The sequence below is a fragment of the Acinetobacter sp. AOR41_HL genome (assembly GCF_027854645.1).
GTDB classification, from domain to species: domain Bacteria; phylum Pseudomonadota; class Gammaproteobacteria; order Pseudomonadales; family Moraxellaceae; genus Acinetobacter; species Acinetobacter nosocomialis.
Window position 1 is genome coordinate 27,348 of the sequence record NZ_JAKTHZ010000008.1, and the last position, 15,401, is coordinate 42,748.

Below are 15,401 nucleotides of genomic sequence, written 5' to 3' on the forward strand. Positions count from 1 at the left end.
AGATTATAAAAAGGTATCTTTCCTCTGTTTCCAGAGGAAAGATAGTACATATTAATTTTTTGAGATTCTTTTTCTATTATTAAGATTTTTTATATTAATAAAGATGACTTTATCATTTTCTCCAGATCTCTTTATTAATATTCAGCTTTCTATTTAATAGTAAAGAGTGCTTATATGTACTGAAATTAATTATAGAAAAAACAATCATTTGTGTTGTAAGCTTTGGCTTACATGATTGTGAGATATTGCCTACAATTGTTCAAATAATATACATATTTTACAATGAATAATAAATTAAAATTATTGTATTTCAAATACTTGGGTAAAATCCCTGTTGAGTTGAGCTTTACACAAATAACAAAAAGTAACATCGACTTTAGGTAGATAATCTTAAAAGTCAAAAATATTATTTAAATAAAATGGATATGTTTTAAGAAAAATTTAACGTTTAATAAAATTTTTTATTTTAAAAATGGTTTTGTGATAAATAAAATTTATGTTTTTATGACTAAATTAATATATTGGTTAACTATAAAGTGGTAATTTTTTATTATCTTTGAAAATCGTACTTATAACGTGTGATAAGCAATTACATGCATATGGATTAATCAAATAAAAAGCTTTTGCATAGTTTGAATTTTAAGCAGCGTAGAACTGGCTACGCTGGCTTTCATGTTTTTAAAAGTATTAGTCTGAACGGGTCGCTAACCAATTACTTATTTCAGGCCAAACAAAACTAGGAGCTTGGCTACCTGAAACCACCCCCATATGGCCGCCTGGTACGGTTTTGAATGTTTTATCTTTACTATCAATTAAGGTCATAAGGGGTTTAACGGCATCGGCGGTCACAATAATGTCTGTATCGCCACCCACGGCTAACACTGAACAATCAATATCTTTTAGATGAGCTGTAAGTTCGCCAAACTTAACGACACCTGTTGATAGCTCATTATCAATCCAGAACCGTAAAATAATGTCACGCATAACGCCGCCTGGATAAGCCAGCATATTGTCTATAAATGAACTAGAGGTGGCATGGTCAACAATAAATTCTCGGTTATCAAGATTTTTTAAAAGCTGCCAATAAGTTTTTAAATTGCCAATGGGGTCCGTTAATTTAAAACCGAGTGTGTTTTGCCAACCATGAATATGAAACACTTCACTTGGTACATGTTGGCGAATACGAAAAGGGGTGTGCTTACGAACCCACTGTGCAGGTTTGGTCAAGCTTCCATAAAGTTTACCCATATAACCCGCTTTATGGGTGTCGATAGGTGAAGCAAGAATAATCAAATTTTTAATATCTTTATCTTTAAATAACGCGGTATAGCAGAGTGAAAGAGCACCACCTAAACTCCAGCCATGTAAAGAGAGCTGTTGTTGTCCACTATGTATACGAACCTGTTTTAACATTTCAGGCATAAAGACTTTTATATAGGTACCAAAATTGTATTTTGCCTGATGTCGGGTTGGTACGCCCCAGTCGATTAAATAGACATCAAAACCTTGAGCTAAAAAGTAACGTATAAGGCTGCGTGTAGGGAACAAATCGTAAATAAGCATGTTGACTGCTAATGGTGGAACGATGACTAACGGTACGCTGTGTTTAGCTATAGGAGCTTCAGCCTCATTTTTATAGTGACGTAAACTCATAATTTCATGCTTATAAATCACATCAAAAGGTGTTTTTCCTGACAAGGCAATTTGAGGGCCTCTAAAAAACAGATCTGATGCATTGGTCAGCATGTGAGGTATTTTCTGACCAGCACGCTTTTTAAGTGACGTTTTAATCGACTTCACTTGTGGAACATTCTGTCGAACTTTAAGCAATAAACTCATTGAATATAAAACCTGTAAATATTTTGCCCAGAGCAAATAACGAGCTGGTCTTCGAGGAATATTAACGGGAATAGCAGATGAGTTCAGTGACTTAAAAGACAGGATTTTCTGTTTAAGGTATCAAACCCTAAATATCTTTAAATTTTGAATTATTTTATTTAAGTATTTGATATTAATCGTTAAATAAGAATTTATGAACAATTATGTATAAAATATTTAAAAATTTAAGCTATTTTTAAGAATAGTAAAAAAATTTATTGCTAGGGTAATTTTGTAAAGTTTATTTGTGTTTTTTTTACATATGAAAAAATAAAATATAATTATTTTACAATCGATTAGAAATGTAATTAGAAAGTAGTATATATGGAATTTGTTTTTAATGGTTTTTATACACTAATTTCGGCGGTCATCGTTTTATTGTTGGGCCGCTTTCTTGTTAATCGGATTGATTTTTTAAAACGTTACAATATCCCTGAACCTGTAGCCGGTGGTTTGGTTGCTGCGGTAGTTTCTTTGCTTGTCCACAGTTTATGGGGGTACAGCATTGTTTTTAGTAGTGAATTACAAACCAGCTTTATGCTCGTGTTCTTTGCTTCAATTGGTTTAAGTGCCAATTTTATGAAGCTTAAAGAAGGTGGTAGTGCGTTAGTCATCTTCTTAATTTGTGTAGCCTCATTTATTGTTGTGCAAAATGCTGTTGGTATGAGCCTTGCGACATTATTGGGTCTAGACCCACTTATTGGTTTAATTGCAGGTTCAATTACTTTAACTGGTGGTCATGGTACAGCAGGTGCGTGGGGTGAAATCTTAGAAAGTCAGCATGGTATTCAAGGTGCTTTAGCCCTAGGTATGGCGAGTGCGACTTTTGGTTTGATTATTGGCGGTGTGATTGGTGGCCCTTTAGCCAAATTACTTATTAACCGTTATAGCCTTGCTCAACCAAAAACTAATGCGGAGATTCACCATCGCGATACGCATGTTGAACAAAATTCAGATGATCTTGCGCCGTTTGAAAACCCGCATCAAGTTCGTTTAATTACTGCCGATAATGCAATTACCACACTCGGTATGTTTGCAGCGTGTTTAGCGTTTGCTGAATTTATGACGGGCTTTAGTAAGGGAACATGGTTTGAGTTACCAACTTTCGTTTGGGCGCTCGGTGGCGGCGTAATCTTAAGAAATATTTTAGAAAGCGTATTGAAAATTGATATTTTCGACCGCGCGATTGATGTGTTTGGTAATGCATCTTTATCACTTTATTTAGCAATGGCATTGCTTTCATTAAAGCTTTGGCAACTTGCCGACCTAGCTGGCCCGCTTGTAGTTATTTTAGGTGCTCAAACACTCACCATGGCTTTATATGCTGCATTTGTGACTTTCCGTGTCATGGGGAAAAACTACGATGCGGCAGTATTAGCAGCAGGTCACTGTGGTTTCGGTATGGGGGCTACACCAACTGCCGTTGCAAATATGCAAGCCATTACAAATATGTATGGCCCATCGCATAAGGCGTTTTTGATTGTTCCACTTTGTGGCGCATTCTTTGTCGACTTGATTAATGCGACGGTTATTCAGCTCATGTTGAAATTTATTGCTTAATTAAAAAAAGCCCGTTAGGGCTTTTTTTATGGGTGTTTGTTTATGGATATTTCTTTCCCTGTATAGGCTCAATTTTTATTTCCCGATGATTTAAACCATTTTTTTTAGGATGCTTTTTCTCAAAACTAGTAATCGCCCTTACACCAAGTTTCACATAGAATAAATTGCAGATAAATAAAATGAGAAATGTATGAGCTCAGAAGCACATTCAATAAGCTTAGTTGCTCCAGTAGTGTTATTGGCAGCTGCTGTCATTGCAGTCCCTATTTTTAAACGCATTGGTTTGGGTTCAGTATTAGGTTATTTAATCGCAGGACTGATTATTGGCCCATTTGGTTTTGCATTTTTTCAAGATTCCACAGCAATTTTACATATTGCCGAGTTGGGAATAGTGATGTACCTCTTTGTGATTGGTTTGGAAATGCAACCATCACATTTGTGGAGCCTTAGACGTGAAATTTTTGGTCTTGGTACGTTGCAGATCATTATTTGTGCGTTAGCTTTGACTGGCGTAGGGCTATTGTTTGGTTTCACATGGCAAGTCGCTTTTATTGGCGCGGCAGGGTTTGTATTAACCTCGACTGCGATTGTGATGCAGTTATTGGGCGATCGGGGTGACTTGACTCAACCACGTGGGCAAAAAATTGTAGCCATCTTACTTTTTGAAGATTTATTAATTGTGCCACTACTGGCTATTGTTGCTTTTATGGCACCAAATCATGTAGTCGAAAGCACATCTGTACGTCTGGAAAACATTGGAATTGGTTTACTGGCGATTGCAGGTCTCATTGCGGCAGGCTATTGGTTACTTAATCCGTTATTTAGACTCTTGGCCGCTGCTAAAGCGCGAGAAGTCATGACGGCCGCAGCTTTACTGGTTGTGTTGGGTGCGGCGTTACTCATGCAAGTCAGTGGTTTGACTATGGCAATGGGAGCTTTCTTGGCGGGTGTACTTTTATCTGAATCAACGTTTAGACATCAAATTGAAGCCGATATTGAACCATTCCGAGGAATTTTACTGGGTCTCTTTTTCCTCGGTGTTGGTATGTCACTGGACTTATCAGTGGTTGCTCAAAACTGGCAACTCATTGTAAGTGGCGTAGTGGCCCTGATGTTTGTTAAGGCGCTCATGATTTATATTGTCGCTCGAGTAACTAAAAGTCCTCATACAGAAGCATTAGACCGCGCTTTACTGATGGCTCAAGGGGGAGAGTTTGCCTTTGTGCTTTTCTCTGCTGCATTAAGTGCCCAAATTATTGATAGTACCGTTAAATCTAACTTAACTGCGATTGTTGTACTTTCAATGGTGTTGACTCCAATTGTCGGTATTATTTTTAAACGATTTACTCAAGCTAAAGCAAAGGTTTCATTGGAAGACATCAATATTGCTGATGGACTAAGCGGTAGTGTTTTAATGATTGGCTTCGGGCGCTTTGGGCAGGTCACCAGTCAATTACTGTTGGCAAGAGGCGTAGATGTCACCATTATTGATAATAATACCGACATGATTCGAAACGCTGAAAAGTTTGGTTTTAAAATTTATTATGGGGATGGCTGTCGCCTAGATATTTTACATGCTTCCGGTGCTGCAACAGCACAGGCGATTGTGGTGTGTGTAGATAGTAAGGAAACGACTAATCGAATTGTTGAATTGGTTACTCACGAATTTCCTTTGGCAAAATTATTAGTCCGTTCATATGACCGTGAGCATTCACTGCATTTAGTCAAACAAAAAGTAGACTTTATGATCCGTGAAACGTTTGAATCTGCGATTAAGTTTGGTGGAGTGATTTTACAAGAACTTGGTGTAGATGAAGACGAAGTAGAAAGAATTACCGAGGAAATACGTGATCTTGATAATGAACGCTTTGAGACTGAAATCGCAGCAGATGACGTAAATGCAGGAGTAGGTATGCAATATACCCATACTTATCATCCAAGACCAACTGCACCATTGATTCGACCAAAGCGGGAAGGACGTATTCTAAATAAAGATAATGCCTCAGAGAATGAGGGAACTGATTAGTTATAACGCTCAGTAATGGCTTTAAAAGAACTTTTACTGAGCTTTTCTATAGGAGGAAGTACCTAACAACGAAGTCCTCCATTTACCAATCAAACTGCCTTACTTTAGTAAGTTAAATGGCTAATCATATTAAGTTAACCTAGAGATGCTCTAAGGCTGTGCCTTTAACAGGATTTCTGCGCCAGTAGTAAGGTTGTAAAAATCTAAGGAAAAGTTTCCAAGGTGTTATCCATGCGATGCGACGGTTAGCTTTTTTATTTTGAATAATTTGTTTTGCTAAATACGCACAAACAACTTCAGGTGGGTCAATTACAAAGAAGAATAAGCGTTTCATCTTTTTCCAGTTTTGTATATTGCCATGGGTCCAAGATGAAACTAACAAGTCGGTTGCTACCATACCCGGGCTGAGAGTACCGGTTAAGATAGGAGTCGACTTAGTCTCTTTATAAAGCGCTTTACTAAAATAACTTACCGCCCGTTTAGTTGTCGCGTAGGCAGTCATTCCAGCACTCCATTCGCCATTGCTTCCCCAACCTTCCATGTTAAAGATTTGGCCATAACCTTGTTTAAGCATGCCTTTTAGAGCTACTTGCGAACCGAGCATTGTGCCTAAAATATTAGTCGATATGGTTGTTTTCAATTCATCTGGTTGAAGGTCAATGAACTCTTTTGTAGGGTGGCAGCTACCTGCATTATTAATCCATACATTGACTTGCCCAAAATGCTGAATTGCTCGATCCCATAGTGTTTGTACATCAGCAATTTGTGTCACATTGCAGCATAAACCAATAAATTTCTCTTTATTGAAATGAGTTTCTAAATAGGATAGGGCATGGTTAAGATGCTCAACATTTCGTCCCGCTATTACAACGGAACAACCAAGATCTAAAAAAGCATGGGCAAGTGCTAAACCAATACCCTTTGTACTTCCAGTGATGACTACACAACCAGCTTCACAGTTAGATAAACTCATTGAAATCTCTATAAATTTTTAAAACTCAAAGCTATTGAGCAATTTTTCATAAATGAGCGGTTTGCTCTTTTAATAAAAGCAGATAAATAATCGATAAACTTATCATCGAAATATTCATTACGATAGGGTTATAAGGTGAAATAAGTGTAGAGGGTATTAAAAAACCAATTAACAGCAGTAAACCCAATAATCCTAAAATACTTAAATAATGAATATATTTGTGAGGAGAGAAAAGAAATAATAAACCAAAAATCACTTCAGCTATACCACTGCCACGACCTGCAAGTTTTGCATAATCAAAAGAAAGTCCTATCGTTTGCCAGACAAAAATTTCATCAGAGTTAATAAAAATGATTTTAGGAACGACGCCTTGATAAATCCATAACAAAGCGAGTACAAAGTTTATAAATTTTAACGTTTTAGCATTACCCATTGAGACTCTCTAAAAGTTCAAAATTCTATTTTCATCATGGTAACTATTATGTTTTGATTTAAATTTTTCTTCAATAAAAATGAAATTTGGTTTGTTTCTTTAATCATTTTTTGATTGTTATTTTTTAAGAATATTATTGTATAGAATACGCCTAATCTATTTATATTTTTTTATTAAAACATAGGAGAAGTGCTCCTATGTTTCTAAATTTATGGTTCACTCACTAATCTTGATATATTTTTTAAAATTATATTTCTTAGAAATTCTTTATAACATTCATCTGTGTTTTTATTTGAATGTTGAACTAAATATCCATTAAGTTGGGTAATTATAATAATAGCTCTTTCTTTATATTCTTCTGAAGATATTTCACTATGAATGGGAAGTATAATTTTATATATCAGTTCGAAATTATACTTTTGTATCATTGACAAAAAATCGTAAACATAGGGGAGATGGTCTGAAATAGAAAACACCTCTTTAAATGTATGAGTAATGATCGGTTGTTCTATTTCATACATTATATTGGTGATAATATTCATAAACCGATGTAAAGGAGGTTCATTCACATTTAAATTAATTAAAATTTCAATCCGCTGTATGTAGTCACAAATTAATTTATTAAGTAAAGCTTTTAATAAAAGATCTTTGTTTTTAAAATAATGCTGTAGGGTACTTAAACTAATATTAGATTGGGTGGCAACTCCTCTCATACTAAAACCAGAATAACCTTTCGTAAGAAAAACTATTTCAGCATTTTTTAAGATTTGCTTTATTCTTTCTTGCCCTTTTAGAGTAGTAAAGGACTTCTTTATTTGCATAGTATCAAAGGTATCAATTTTGATCATTATCCAGCCTGTAAGTACTATTTAAAAAAGGCATTCTAAACCATGAAATTAGAAAAATATAAATAAAATATTTAAATTCTATTAAACTAAATATAGGTCATATGACCTATATTTTTCTAATTTAGGTCAGGCGACCCAATCTAAAATTAAAAAATAGGTCGAGCGACTTAATTCCTTTTCTTTAGAAATAGTTTAAATAGGTCATTTGACCTATTTAAATAAGAATAAACAGTGTTCAATTTTACACAGTCTATAAATGATTGTATTTGAATAAATATTGACTAATTTTTATTTAAATAATGATATTTGTTTTTTTTGATTTTTAGTCATTTTTATAAAGTAGGGGTGGGTATTTAATCTTGTTTTTTAATGGTCTTTAGAAAAAGAATTTTAAATAAGTAAACATAGTCTTTTTGTAATGTATGTATACAAGTTAAATAATTGTTATTAAATTGTGAAAAGAATCACACAATAGTAAAAGATAGTTTGTTTTATATATAAAACAAATTAGCCGTATTTTATTTATCAAGTTTGATTCATTTTGTTCTACAAATCTAATCATTATATATGTAGGTTATGAATATGAAAAACATTCAGAAATCACTTCTTGCAGCATTAATAGTTGCTGGTTATGCGGTAAATACTCAAGCAGCTGTTACTGGACAGGTTGACGTTAAATTAAATATCTCGACAGGCTGTACTGTAGGTGGTAGTCAAACTGAAGGAAATATGAACAAGTTTGGTACTTTAGATTTTGGTAAAACTTCCGGTACTTGGAACAACGTATTAACGGCTGAAGTTGCTTCAGCTGCAACAGGTGGCAATATTTCTGTAACTTGTGACGGCACAGATCCAGTTGATTTTACAGTCGCAATTGATGGTGGTGAACGTACAGACCGTACTTTAAAAAATACTGCTTCTGCTGATGTAGTTGCATATAACGTTTACCGTGATGCTGCACGTACAAACCTCTATGTTGTGAACCAACCACAACAGTTCACTACAGTGAGTGGACAAGCTACAGCGGTGCCAATTTTCGGTGCAATTGCACCAAATACAGGTACAGCAAAAGCACAAGGTGATTATAAAGATACTCTATTAGTCACTGTAAATTTCTAAATATAAAAAGAAATAATTAATTGAGTGACAGGTTTACTCAGAGACGAGTGAACCTGTTTTAAATGGAGGGAAGATGATATTCAATCGCGGTTCAGCATTTATATTTTCATATTTTTTAATTACTTCATTAAATGCGGGTGAAATTGGAGCTAAATTAACGAGTCAAATTGAATTATTACCTTCTTGTTCTATCAATAATAAAGTTGTAGAAAATAATACAGCAAATTTAAATTTTGGATCTGTAGATTTTGGAGAAGCTACAACTACTTTTAATGGAGTGTTGGAAGCAAGTTTAATAAATAACGGAAATTCCGGCTTACAAATACAATGTGCTGGTATTTCAAATGTAAAAATAATATTTGGATCTGGAAATAATGATAGTAAAGTTCCTGTTTCATTCTCACAAAATTATTATCATGCATTAAGTAATGGTAAAGATTTTATCGCTTATAATTTACTCTATGGTTTAAATAAACAAGTCATTAGAGCAAATGATGTTTTTATACTTAATGATATGAATACTAAAAAGAATATCGATATTTTTGGTCAAGCTGTACATGATGGTAGTGGTATATCTAAGGGTGAATATAAAGATATAGTGCCAATTACAATTGAGTTTTAAGAAAATGAAATTTTTTTATTTTAAGGCAGTGTTGTTGCTATCTATTAGTCAACTTATATATGCAGCTGATCCTCAATTAAATTCGAGTTTTAAAGTTCAAGCTAAAATTGAAAATGGTTGTTCGATAGATAATATCGAACAAAAGATTGATTTTGGTCAATATTCGGCTTTATCAAAAGATAAAGTGGTTGCTAGTATTATAAATAGTAAAAGTTCTTGGAATATACGCTGTACAGAAAGTTTACCTGTAAGTATTTCTATAGATGGTGGTGAAAATCTACAAAATAATATAAGGCGAATGAGAAATAGCTCATCTTCTAATTATTTGCCTTACAAATTATATAATTCGAGTAGTTTGTCTGGTGAATATGTAATTGGTAATAAATATTTATTGCCTGCTACAACACCTACAAACCGTCTAGCAAATTTTGAAATATATGGTGTCGTTGATTTAGAAAATAATAATGAATCACATGCGGCTGGAATTTATAAAGATACTGTTTCAATAATGATTACATGGTGATTTGTATGAACAATTCTGCATTTATTAAAAATGGCATTTTAAAATCTTTTTTATTTGCAAGTACATTATCACTTGTTACACCTGTGATGGCACAAGCAACTTTTCTAATTTGGCCAATTTATCCAAAAATAGAAGCCAATGAAAAAGCAACCGCGGTTTGGCTCCAAAATACTGGCAAGACCGATGCGATGGTGCAAATTCGGGTGTTTAAATGGAGCCAAAATGGTTTAAAAGATGACTATAGCGAGCAATCAGAAATTATACCTAGCCCGCCTGTAGCTAAAATTAAAGCAGGCGAGAAGCATATGCTTCGTTTAACCAAAAGTTCCAATTTGCCAGATGGCAAAGAGCAGTCATATCGTTTGATTGTAGATGAGTTACCAATTCGCCTTTCTGATGGAAACGAACAAGATGCTTCTAAAGTAAGTTTCCAAATGCGTTATTCAATTCCGTTGTTTGCCTATGGAAAAGGTATAGGCAGTGGCTTAACTGAAGAGAGCCAAAAAGCGAATGCAAAAAATCCTTTAGCCAAACCTGTTTTACAGTGGTCAGTCCGCAACAATGACAAAGGCCAGTCTGAGCTATATTTAAAAAATAATGGACAGAAATTTGCTCGTCTTTCTGCGCTTAAAACATCAAAAACTGGTCATGATATTTCTTTAGGAAAAGCTGCTTTCGGCTATGTGTTATCGAATAGCACTGTGAAGTTTACCATTGATAAGTCGACTGCAAATGAGTTGTCAAAAACCTCTAAAATTTATGGTGTTGATAGCTCTGGCATAAAACAAGAGTTGATCGAAATCAGCAAAATGGAGGATCCAACATGATCCTTCGGCATAATAATTTATGCAAAAGTATTTTGCTAATTTTGTTGTCGGGTGGTTGCTTAAATATTGCTCTTGCTGGAGATTTACCTCCACCACCAAAAAATATTAATGAGATTAATCAACTTTTTAAATTATATCTGGATTTAGTCGTAAACCAATATTCAATTCAGCAAGTCGTACCTGTTATTGTTAAAAATGATGAGTACTTTATACAAAAGAAAAAGTTGATTGATGAGTTGGAAATTCAAATTCCTCAAGAGTTATTGGCCAACAACCAGACTACTTTAACCAATCAAGATGTTTTAACTTTGGGATTTAGTGGCGATGCGAGTGACTGGATATCTTTAGATAAATTAAAAGATGTGAGCTATGAGTATCAATCATCAAATCAATATTTTAAGCTTAATTTTCCACCCGCTTGGATGCCGACCCAAGTTTTAGGTAAAGACTCATGGTATAAGCCTGTCGTTGCTCAGTCGGGTATAGGGCTGCTCAATAACTATGATTTTTATACTTATAGACCACATCAGGGTGGTTCAACCAGCAGTTTATTTACAGAGCAGCGCTTTTTCTCACCGCTCGGTGTAATTAAAAATTCTGGGGTCTATGTTAAAAATCAATTTAAAAATGAAGGTAATGCCGAGTCTTTAGACAATGACGGCTATCGTCGTTATGACACCTCTTGGCAATTCGATAATCAAAAGAACGCTACATCTTTTGTGCTTGGTGACATTATTACGGGTAGTAAAACGACTTGGGGAAGTTCTGTTCGTCTGGGCGGTTTTCAGGTACAAAGAAACTATTCAACCCGACCAGATTTAATTACCTATCCATTGCCGCAGTTTATTGGGCAAGCAGCGTTACCCAGCACAGTCGATTTAATTATTAACGGGCAAAAGACCAGCTCAACAGAAGTACAGTCTGGGCCGTTTATTTTAAATAATGTTCCTTTTATTAACGGTAAAGGGGAAGCCGTAGTGGTCATGACCGATGCAGTCGGACGTCAGGTCACAACAGCAGTCCCGTTTTATATTTCTAATACTTTGCTAAAGCCCGGCTTATTTGACTACTCATTGTCTTTAGGGAAAATCCGTGAAGACTACGGACTTAAGAATTTTTCTTATGGAAAATTTGCAAGTGCAGCCGATGCCCGTTATGGGGTAAATGACTGGTTTACGGTAGAAGGGCGTACCGAGCTTTCTTCAGATTTACAGTTATTGGGTGCAGGTTCGGTACTCAAACTTGCAAACTTAGGTGTACTGAGTGCTTCTTTTAGCCAAAGTAAAGCCGATAAATCTATGTCTGAAGATCGGACGAAAGACTTGGAAGGGAAACAATATACGGTTGGGTACAGCTATAACCGTAATCGGTTTGGTTTTAGTATTAACCATAACCAGCGTGATGATGAATATACCGACCTTTCACGGCTGCAATATAGCAACTTAATTTCAGTGAATAGTAATAAAAGCCTAACCGCTAATACTTACTTTGCCACTAAAAACTCAGGCACCTTTGGTGTTGGTTATATCAATACTAAAGCAAATGACTTTAAAAACCGCTTCTTAAACTTATCATGGGCACCTGTTTTACCGACTTATATGAATGGAGTGACTGTTTCTTTAAGTGCCAACCGTGACTTTATTGAAAAAGAGTGGAGTGCTGCATTTCAACTTTCGATACCACTGTTCCAACGAAACGCAACTGTAAACTCGGGTTATGCATTTAATAAACAAGGCGATACCGGCTACATTAACTTTAACCGTTCTGTGCCATCCGAAGGTGGTTTCGGTGTCGATTTAACCCGACGTTATAATGAAAATAGTGAAGATTTAAATCAGGCACGACTCAATTACCGCAACGGTTATATTAATACCGACTTTGGTCTGTCTGGAAACCATGACTATAACTATTGGTTTGGTCTATCCGGATCCCTCATTTATATGGCAGGAGAAGTATTTGCTTCAAACCGTTTAGGTGATTCTTTTGCATTGATTGATACCAACCAAGTACCGGATGTTTTGGTCAGATACGAAAATAGTTTAATTGGCCGTAGCAATAAAAAAGGCCACATTTTTGTGCCATCCGTTACGCCTTACTATTCGGGTAAATACAGCGTCGACCCAATCGACTTACCTTCAAACTTCACCATCACACAAGTTGAACAACGAATAGCGGCTAAACGCGGTTCTGGCGTTGTGATTAAGTTCCCAGTTCATCAGTCTATTGCTGCTAACGTTTATTTAACTCAAGCAGACGGCAAACCGATGCCTGTAGGTTCTGTCGTGCATAGAGCTGACCAAGAGTCGTCTTATGTGGGAATGGATGGCATTGTCTATTTAGAAAATTTAAAACCGAACAATACCGTAACGGTTCAGCGTTTGGACCAAAGTATTTGTAAAGCAGATTTTTCTGTAGATGTAGAGCAAGCCAAACAACAAATTGTGGTGGTTAAGCCTGTTACGTGTCATGAGGTATCTTTACCATGAATATAAAAACAAAAAAATTACTTAGCCATTTATTTATATTTTCTGGACTAATGCTAGCTGGAAATTTGGCTCATGCTGCATGTAATGTGAGTGCTTCTGGTTCATCTTCTATTTCGGTTCCGTCTATCTATTTAACAGAAAACGGTGAAAACTCTTCACAGTTTAATTCAGGTTTGTCATGCACGGGTTTTAGCTTGGCTTTGGCGAACATGACCTACCTAAAATATCGGGTTGAGCAAATGTCGAATTCATTTACCAATGCTCAAACCGGAGAAAAGCTCAATGCTGTTATTTTAGACAGTAACAATGAAATCATAAGCTTAGGCCAAGAAAAAGACATGAGTAGCTTTACGCTGGTCAATCTTTTTAGCGGGCCTGATGGCAATTTACCTTTCTACATACGACTTCCGGCTGGGCAAAGCGTGTCACCTGGTGTTTATCAGGCTGATTCACCTTTAAAAGTAAAATGGTTTTATTCGGTACCGGGTGTTGCTATTGCTGGCATCGGGATCTTTTTTGAAAGCCCGGGGTTTAAACGTGGGGTATTAGGTATTGGTTTTAACTGGGGAACTGGCGCGGACTCCCTTGGTTCACTCTCAATTACCGTACTTCCAGACTGCCGAATTTTAGCTCAAGACGTAAACTTTGGTACGGCGGCGTTTGCTTCCAAGCTTGAACCTGTTCAGTCGTCTATGGGAATACGTTGCTCGGTAAATACACCATATTATGTGAGTTTAAATAATGGACTTTCCCCTCAAAATGGTAACCAGCGTACCATGAAGTCACAAACGGGAAATACGTATTTAAAATACGATATTTTTAAAAATTCATCGAATGACCGATGGGGCAGTGGTAACGAACGTTGGTCAAGTTTAAACGCAACGGTTAATCCGGGCGTGCATAACGGAGTAACCCAGCAGAGTTATGTGTTTACCACAAAAATTGTCGATGAAAATGCAGACACTGTACCAGCGGGAACGTATCAAGATACGGTTACGGTACAAGTCGAGTTTTAAAAGTTGTGTTGTATGAAAGATAAAAGCTCAGTTCATGGGCTTTTTGTCTTGAAAAATAGCTTACAATCAAATAATTATTTTAGGATTTAATTTTAGATTGATAAGGATCACCTATGTTAGTTATGTCTGATAAGCAGCAGCCTAAACATGTACTGACTAACATAGATTCATACATTCCTTTTTCTATTGAGTTCTCTAATAGTGGATTAGCTGATCTATACTGGCGATGTGGAAATGGAAAAACTTGTTTATTTGAACTAGGTTTAAGTAACACTGGCGAAGTAATTAATATTACTCTTGCCTCAATAAATTCTAGTAACATTTTGAAAAACAATAATAAATATAAAATTCCATTTCCTGTGGAAAATTTCCTACCTAAATTTGATGTTGCAGAGTGGAATATAATATCTGAGGATTATTCAAGCATATTTAGAGATGATTTTAATTATGAGCTACAATTAATTGTAGGTTTAGATTACTTAGTTTTAACTTATTTAAATATTGAAAAATCAATATATTACTTTAAAAATGAAGAATTATATTTTGGTTTTAACGCTAATAAGGAACTTTCATCAATACATTTAACTAATATTACAGCTGAAGAAATAGAAATCATAAAAAGAAATTTCTCAATTTAATACAAACTAATTTGAGATATTCACAACATATAACTACTCAAGCTCTAATTGGTCATCATCTTTAGTAATTTTAATCTTTATCTTTTTATATTTCCGTTTATTTGGATCGAGTGCCGAGTTCATTACTTCATCCGCAAAAGGCGGGCACTGCATCAGTTTGGCATAAGCTCTATAGCCGATGCGTATACGAGTAGGTGGGCAATCGGTTCTTTTTGAATAGTATTCAATGAGAGAGTTCAGTTCTTGTAATAAAGTTTGCTGGTCCATCATACATACTTAACAATTAGATAACTCAAGCATAATAGACTTAAGCGCTTAGTGGAATATGTATTTTAAATATCCAATTTGCTTAATTTGTGATCTAGTTCTCTAAAAATACTATTTTGTGTATCAAGTTTGTTTTTATATATAAGGTTGGTGTTTTTTTAACCGAATTGTCATAATGAAAAGCT

14 protein-coding genes are annotated in these 15,401 nt (G+C 35.3%); 9 read left to right on the forward strand and 5 right to left on the reverse strand.

Annotated features, from left to right (window positions below; genetic code table 11):
* Positions 1–687 precede the first annotated feature (687 nt).
* Positions 688–1,839, reverse strand: coding sequence for an alpha/beta fold hydrolase (locus MKL35_RS01375; protein WP_032010626.1), 1,152 nt, complete (start codon positions 1,837–1,839; stop codon positions 688–690).
* Between the two features lie 363 nt (positions 1,840–2,202).
* On the opposite strand from MKL35_RS01375, the gene gltS reads away from it, so the two are divergent.
* Together gltS and MKL35_RS01385 are read left to right on the forward strand one after the other, a co-directional pair.
* A complete protein-coding gene (gltS, locus tag MKL35_RS01380; RefSeq protein ID WP_032010628.1) occupies positions 2,203–3,438 on the forward strand; it encodes a sodium/glutamate symporter in 1,236 nt (411 codons plus the stop codon).
* Positions 3,439–3,628: 190 nt separating this feature from the next.
* Positions 3,629–5,464: a monovalent cation:proton antiporter-2 (CPA2) family protein gene (locus MKL35_RS01385; RefSeq protein WP_032010629.1), complete on the forward strand. Its 1,836-nt coding sequence runs from the start codon at positions 3,629–3,631 to the stop codon at positions 5,462–5,464.
* 139 nt (positions 5,465–5,603) lie between these two features.
* On the opposite strand, the gene MKL35_RS01390 is transcribed toward MKL35_RS01385, so the two are convergent.
* The 3 genes from MKL35_RS01390 to MKL35_RS01400 form a co-directional block, all read right to left on the reverse strand.
* On the reverse strand, positions 5,604–6,437 hold the full coding sequence (locus tag MKL35_RS01390; protein WP_031983534.1) for an SDR family NAD(P)-dependent oxidoreductase: 834 nt from the start codon (positions 6,435–6,437) through the stop codon (positions 5,604–5,606).
* A 46-nt stretch (positions 6,438–6,483) separates the two neighbouring features.
* Positions 6,484–6,870 carry a DoxX-like family protein gene (locus tag MKL35_RS01395; RefSeq protein ID WP_032010630.1) on the reverse strand — a complete coding sequence of 129 codons (387 nt, stop codon included), beginning with the start codon at positions 6,868–6,870 and terminating at the stop codon, positions 6,484–6,486.
* Between the two features lie 209 nt (positions 6,871–7,079).
* Positions 7,080–7,718, reverse strand: coding sequence for a TetR/AcrR family transcriptional regulator (locus MKL35_RS01400; protein ID WP_002049333.1), 639 nt, complete (start codon positions 7,716–7,718; stop codon positions 7,080–7,082).
* Positions 7,719–8,300: 582 nt separating this feature from the next.
* Between MKL35_RS01400 and csuAB the strand changes: the two genes are divergently transcribed.
* The 7 genes from csuAB (at position 8,301) to MKL35_RS01435 (ending at position 14,949) form a co-directional block, all read left to right on the forward strand.
* Entirely contained in the window at positions 8,301–8,837 is a 537-nt protein-coding gene (gene csuAB, locus MKL35_RS01405) for a Csu fimbrial major subunit CsuAB (RefSeq protein ID WP_002049140.1), read from the forward strand.
* Positions 8,838–8,910: 73 nt separating this feature from the next.
* Positions 8,911–9,459 (forward strand): spore coat protein U domain-containing protein, encoded by a 549-nt coding sequence (locus MKL35_RS01410; RefSeq protein ID WP_017393532.1) that lies wholly within the window; start codon positions 8,911–8,913, stop codon positions 9,457–9,459.
* Positions 9,460–9,463: 4 nt separating this feature from the next.
* Positions 9,464–9,982 carry a Csu type fimbrial protein gene (locus MKL35_RS01415; RefSeq protein ID WP_017393533.1) on the forward strand — a complete coding sequence of 173 codons (519 nt, stop codon included), beginning with the start codon at positions 9,464–9,466 and terminating at the stop codon, positions 9,980–9,982.
* Positions 9,976–10,809 carry a Csu fimbrial biogenesis chaperone CsuC gene (gene csuC / locus MKL35_RS01420; protein WP_151676620.1) on the forward strand — a complete coding sequence of 278 codons (834 nt, stop codon included), beginning with the start codon at positions 9,976–9,978 and terminating at the stop codon, positions 10,807–10,809. Before MKL35_RS01415 ends, csuC begins: the two co-directional genes overlap by 7 nt.
* Positions 10,806–13,295, forward strand: a complete 2,490-nt coding sequence (csuD, locus tag MKL35_RS01425) for a Csu fimbrial usher CsuD (protein ID WP_119689295.1) — start codon at positions 10,806–10,808, stop codon at positions 13,293–13,295. Before csuC ends, csuD begins: the two co-directional genes overlap by 4 nt.
* Complete coding sequence (gene csuE / locus MKL35_RS01430) at positions 13,292–14,311, forward strand: Csu fimbrial tip adhesin CsuE (RefSeq protein WP_032010634.1); 1,020 nt, start codon at positions 13,292–13,294, stop codon at positions 14,309–14,311. Before csuD ends, csuE begins: the two co-directional genes overlap by 4 nt.
* Positions 14,312–14,424: 113 nt before the next feature.
* A complete protein-coding gene (locus tag MKL35_RS01435; RefSeq protein WP_032010635.1) occupies positions 14,425–14,949 on the forward strand; it encodes a hypothetical protein in 525 nt (174 codons plus the stop codon).
* A gap of 33 nt (positions 14,950–14,982) precedes the next feature.
* Here MKL35_RS01435 and MKL35_RS01440 read toward each other — a convergent pair whose 3' ends face one another.
* The gene (locus tag MKL35_RS01440) at positions 14,983–15,216 is read right to left on the reverse strand and encodes a hypothetical protein (RefSeq protein ID WP_002049282.1); all 234 of its coding nucleotides are present in this window, start codon (positions 15,214–15,216) and stop codon (positions 14,983–14,985) included.
* Between the last annotated feature and the right edge of the window lie 185 nt (positions 15,217–15,401).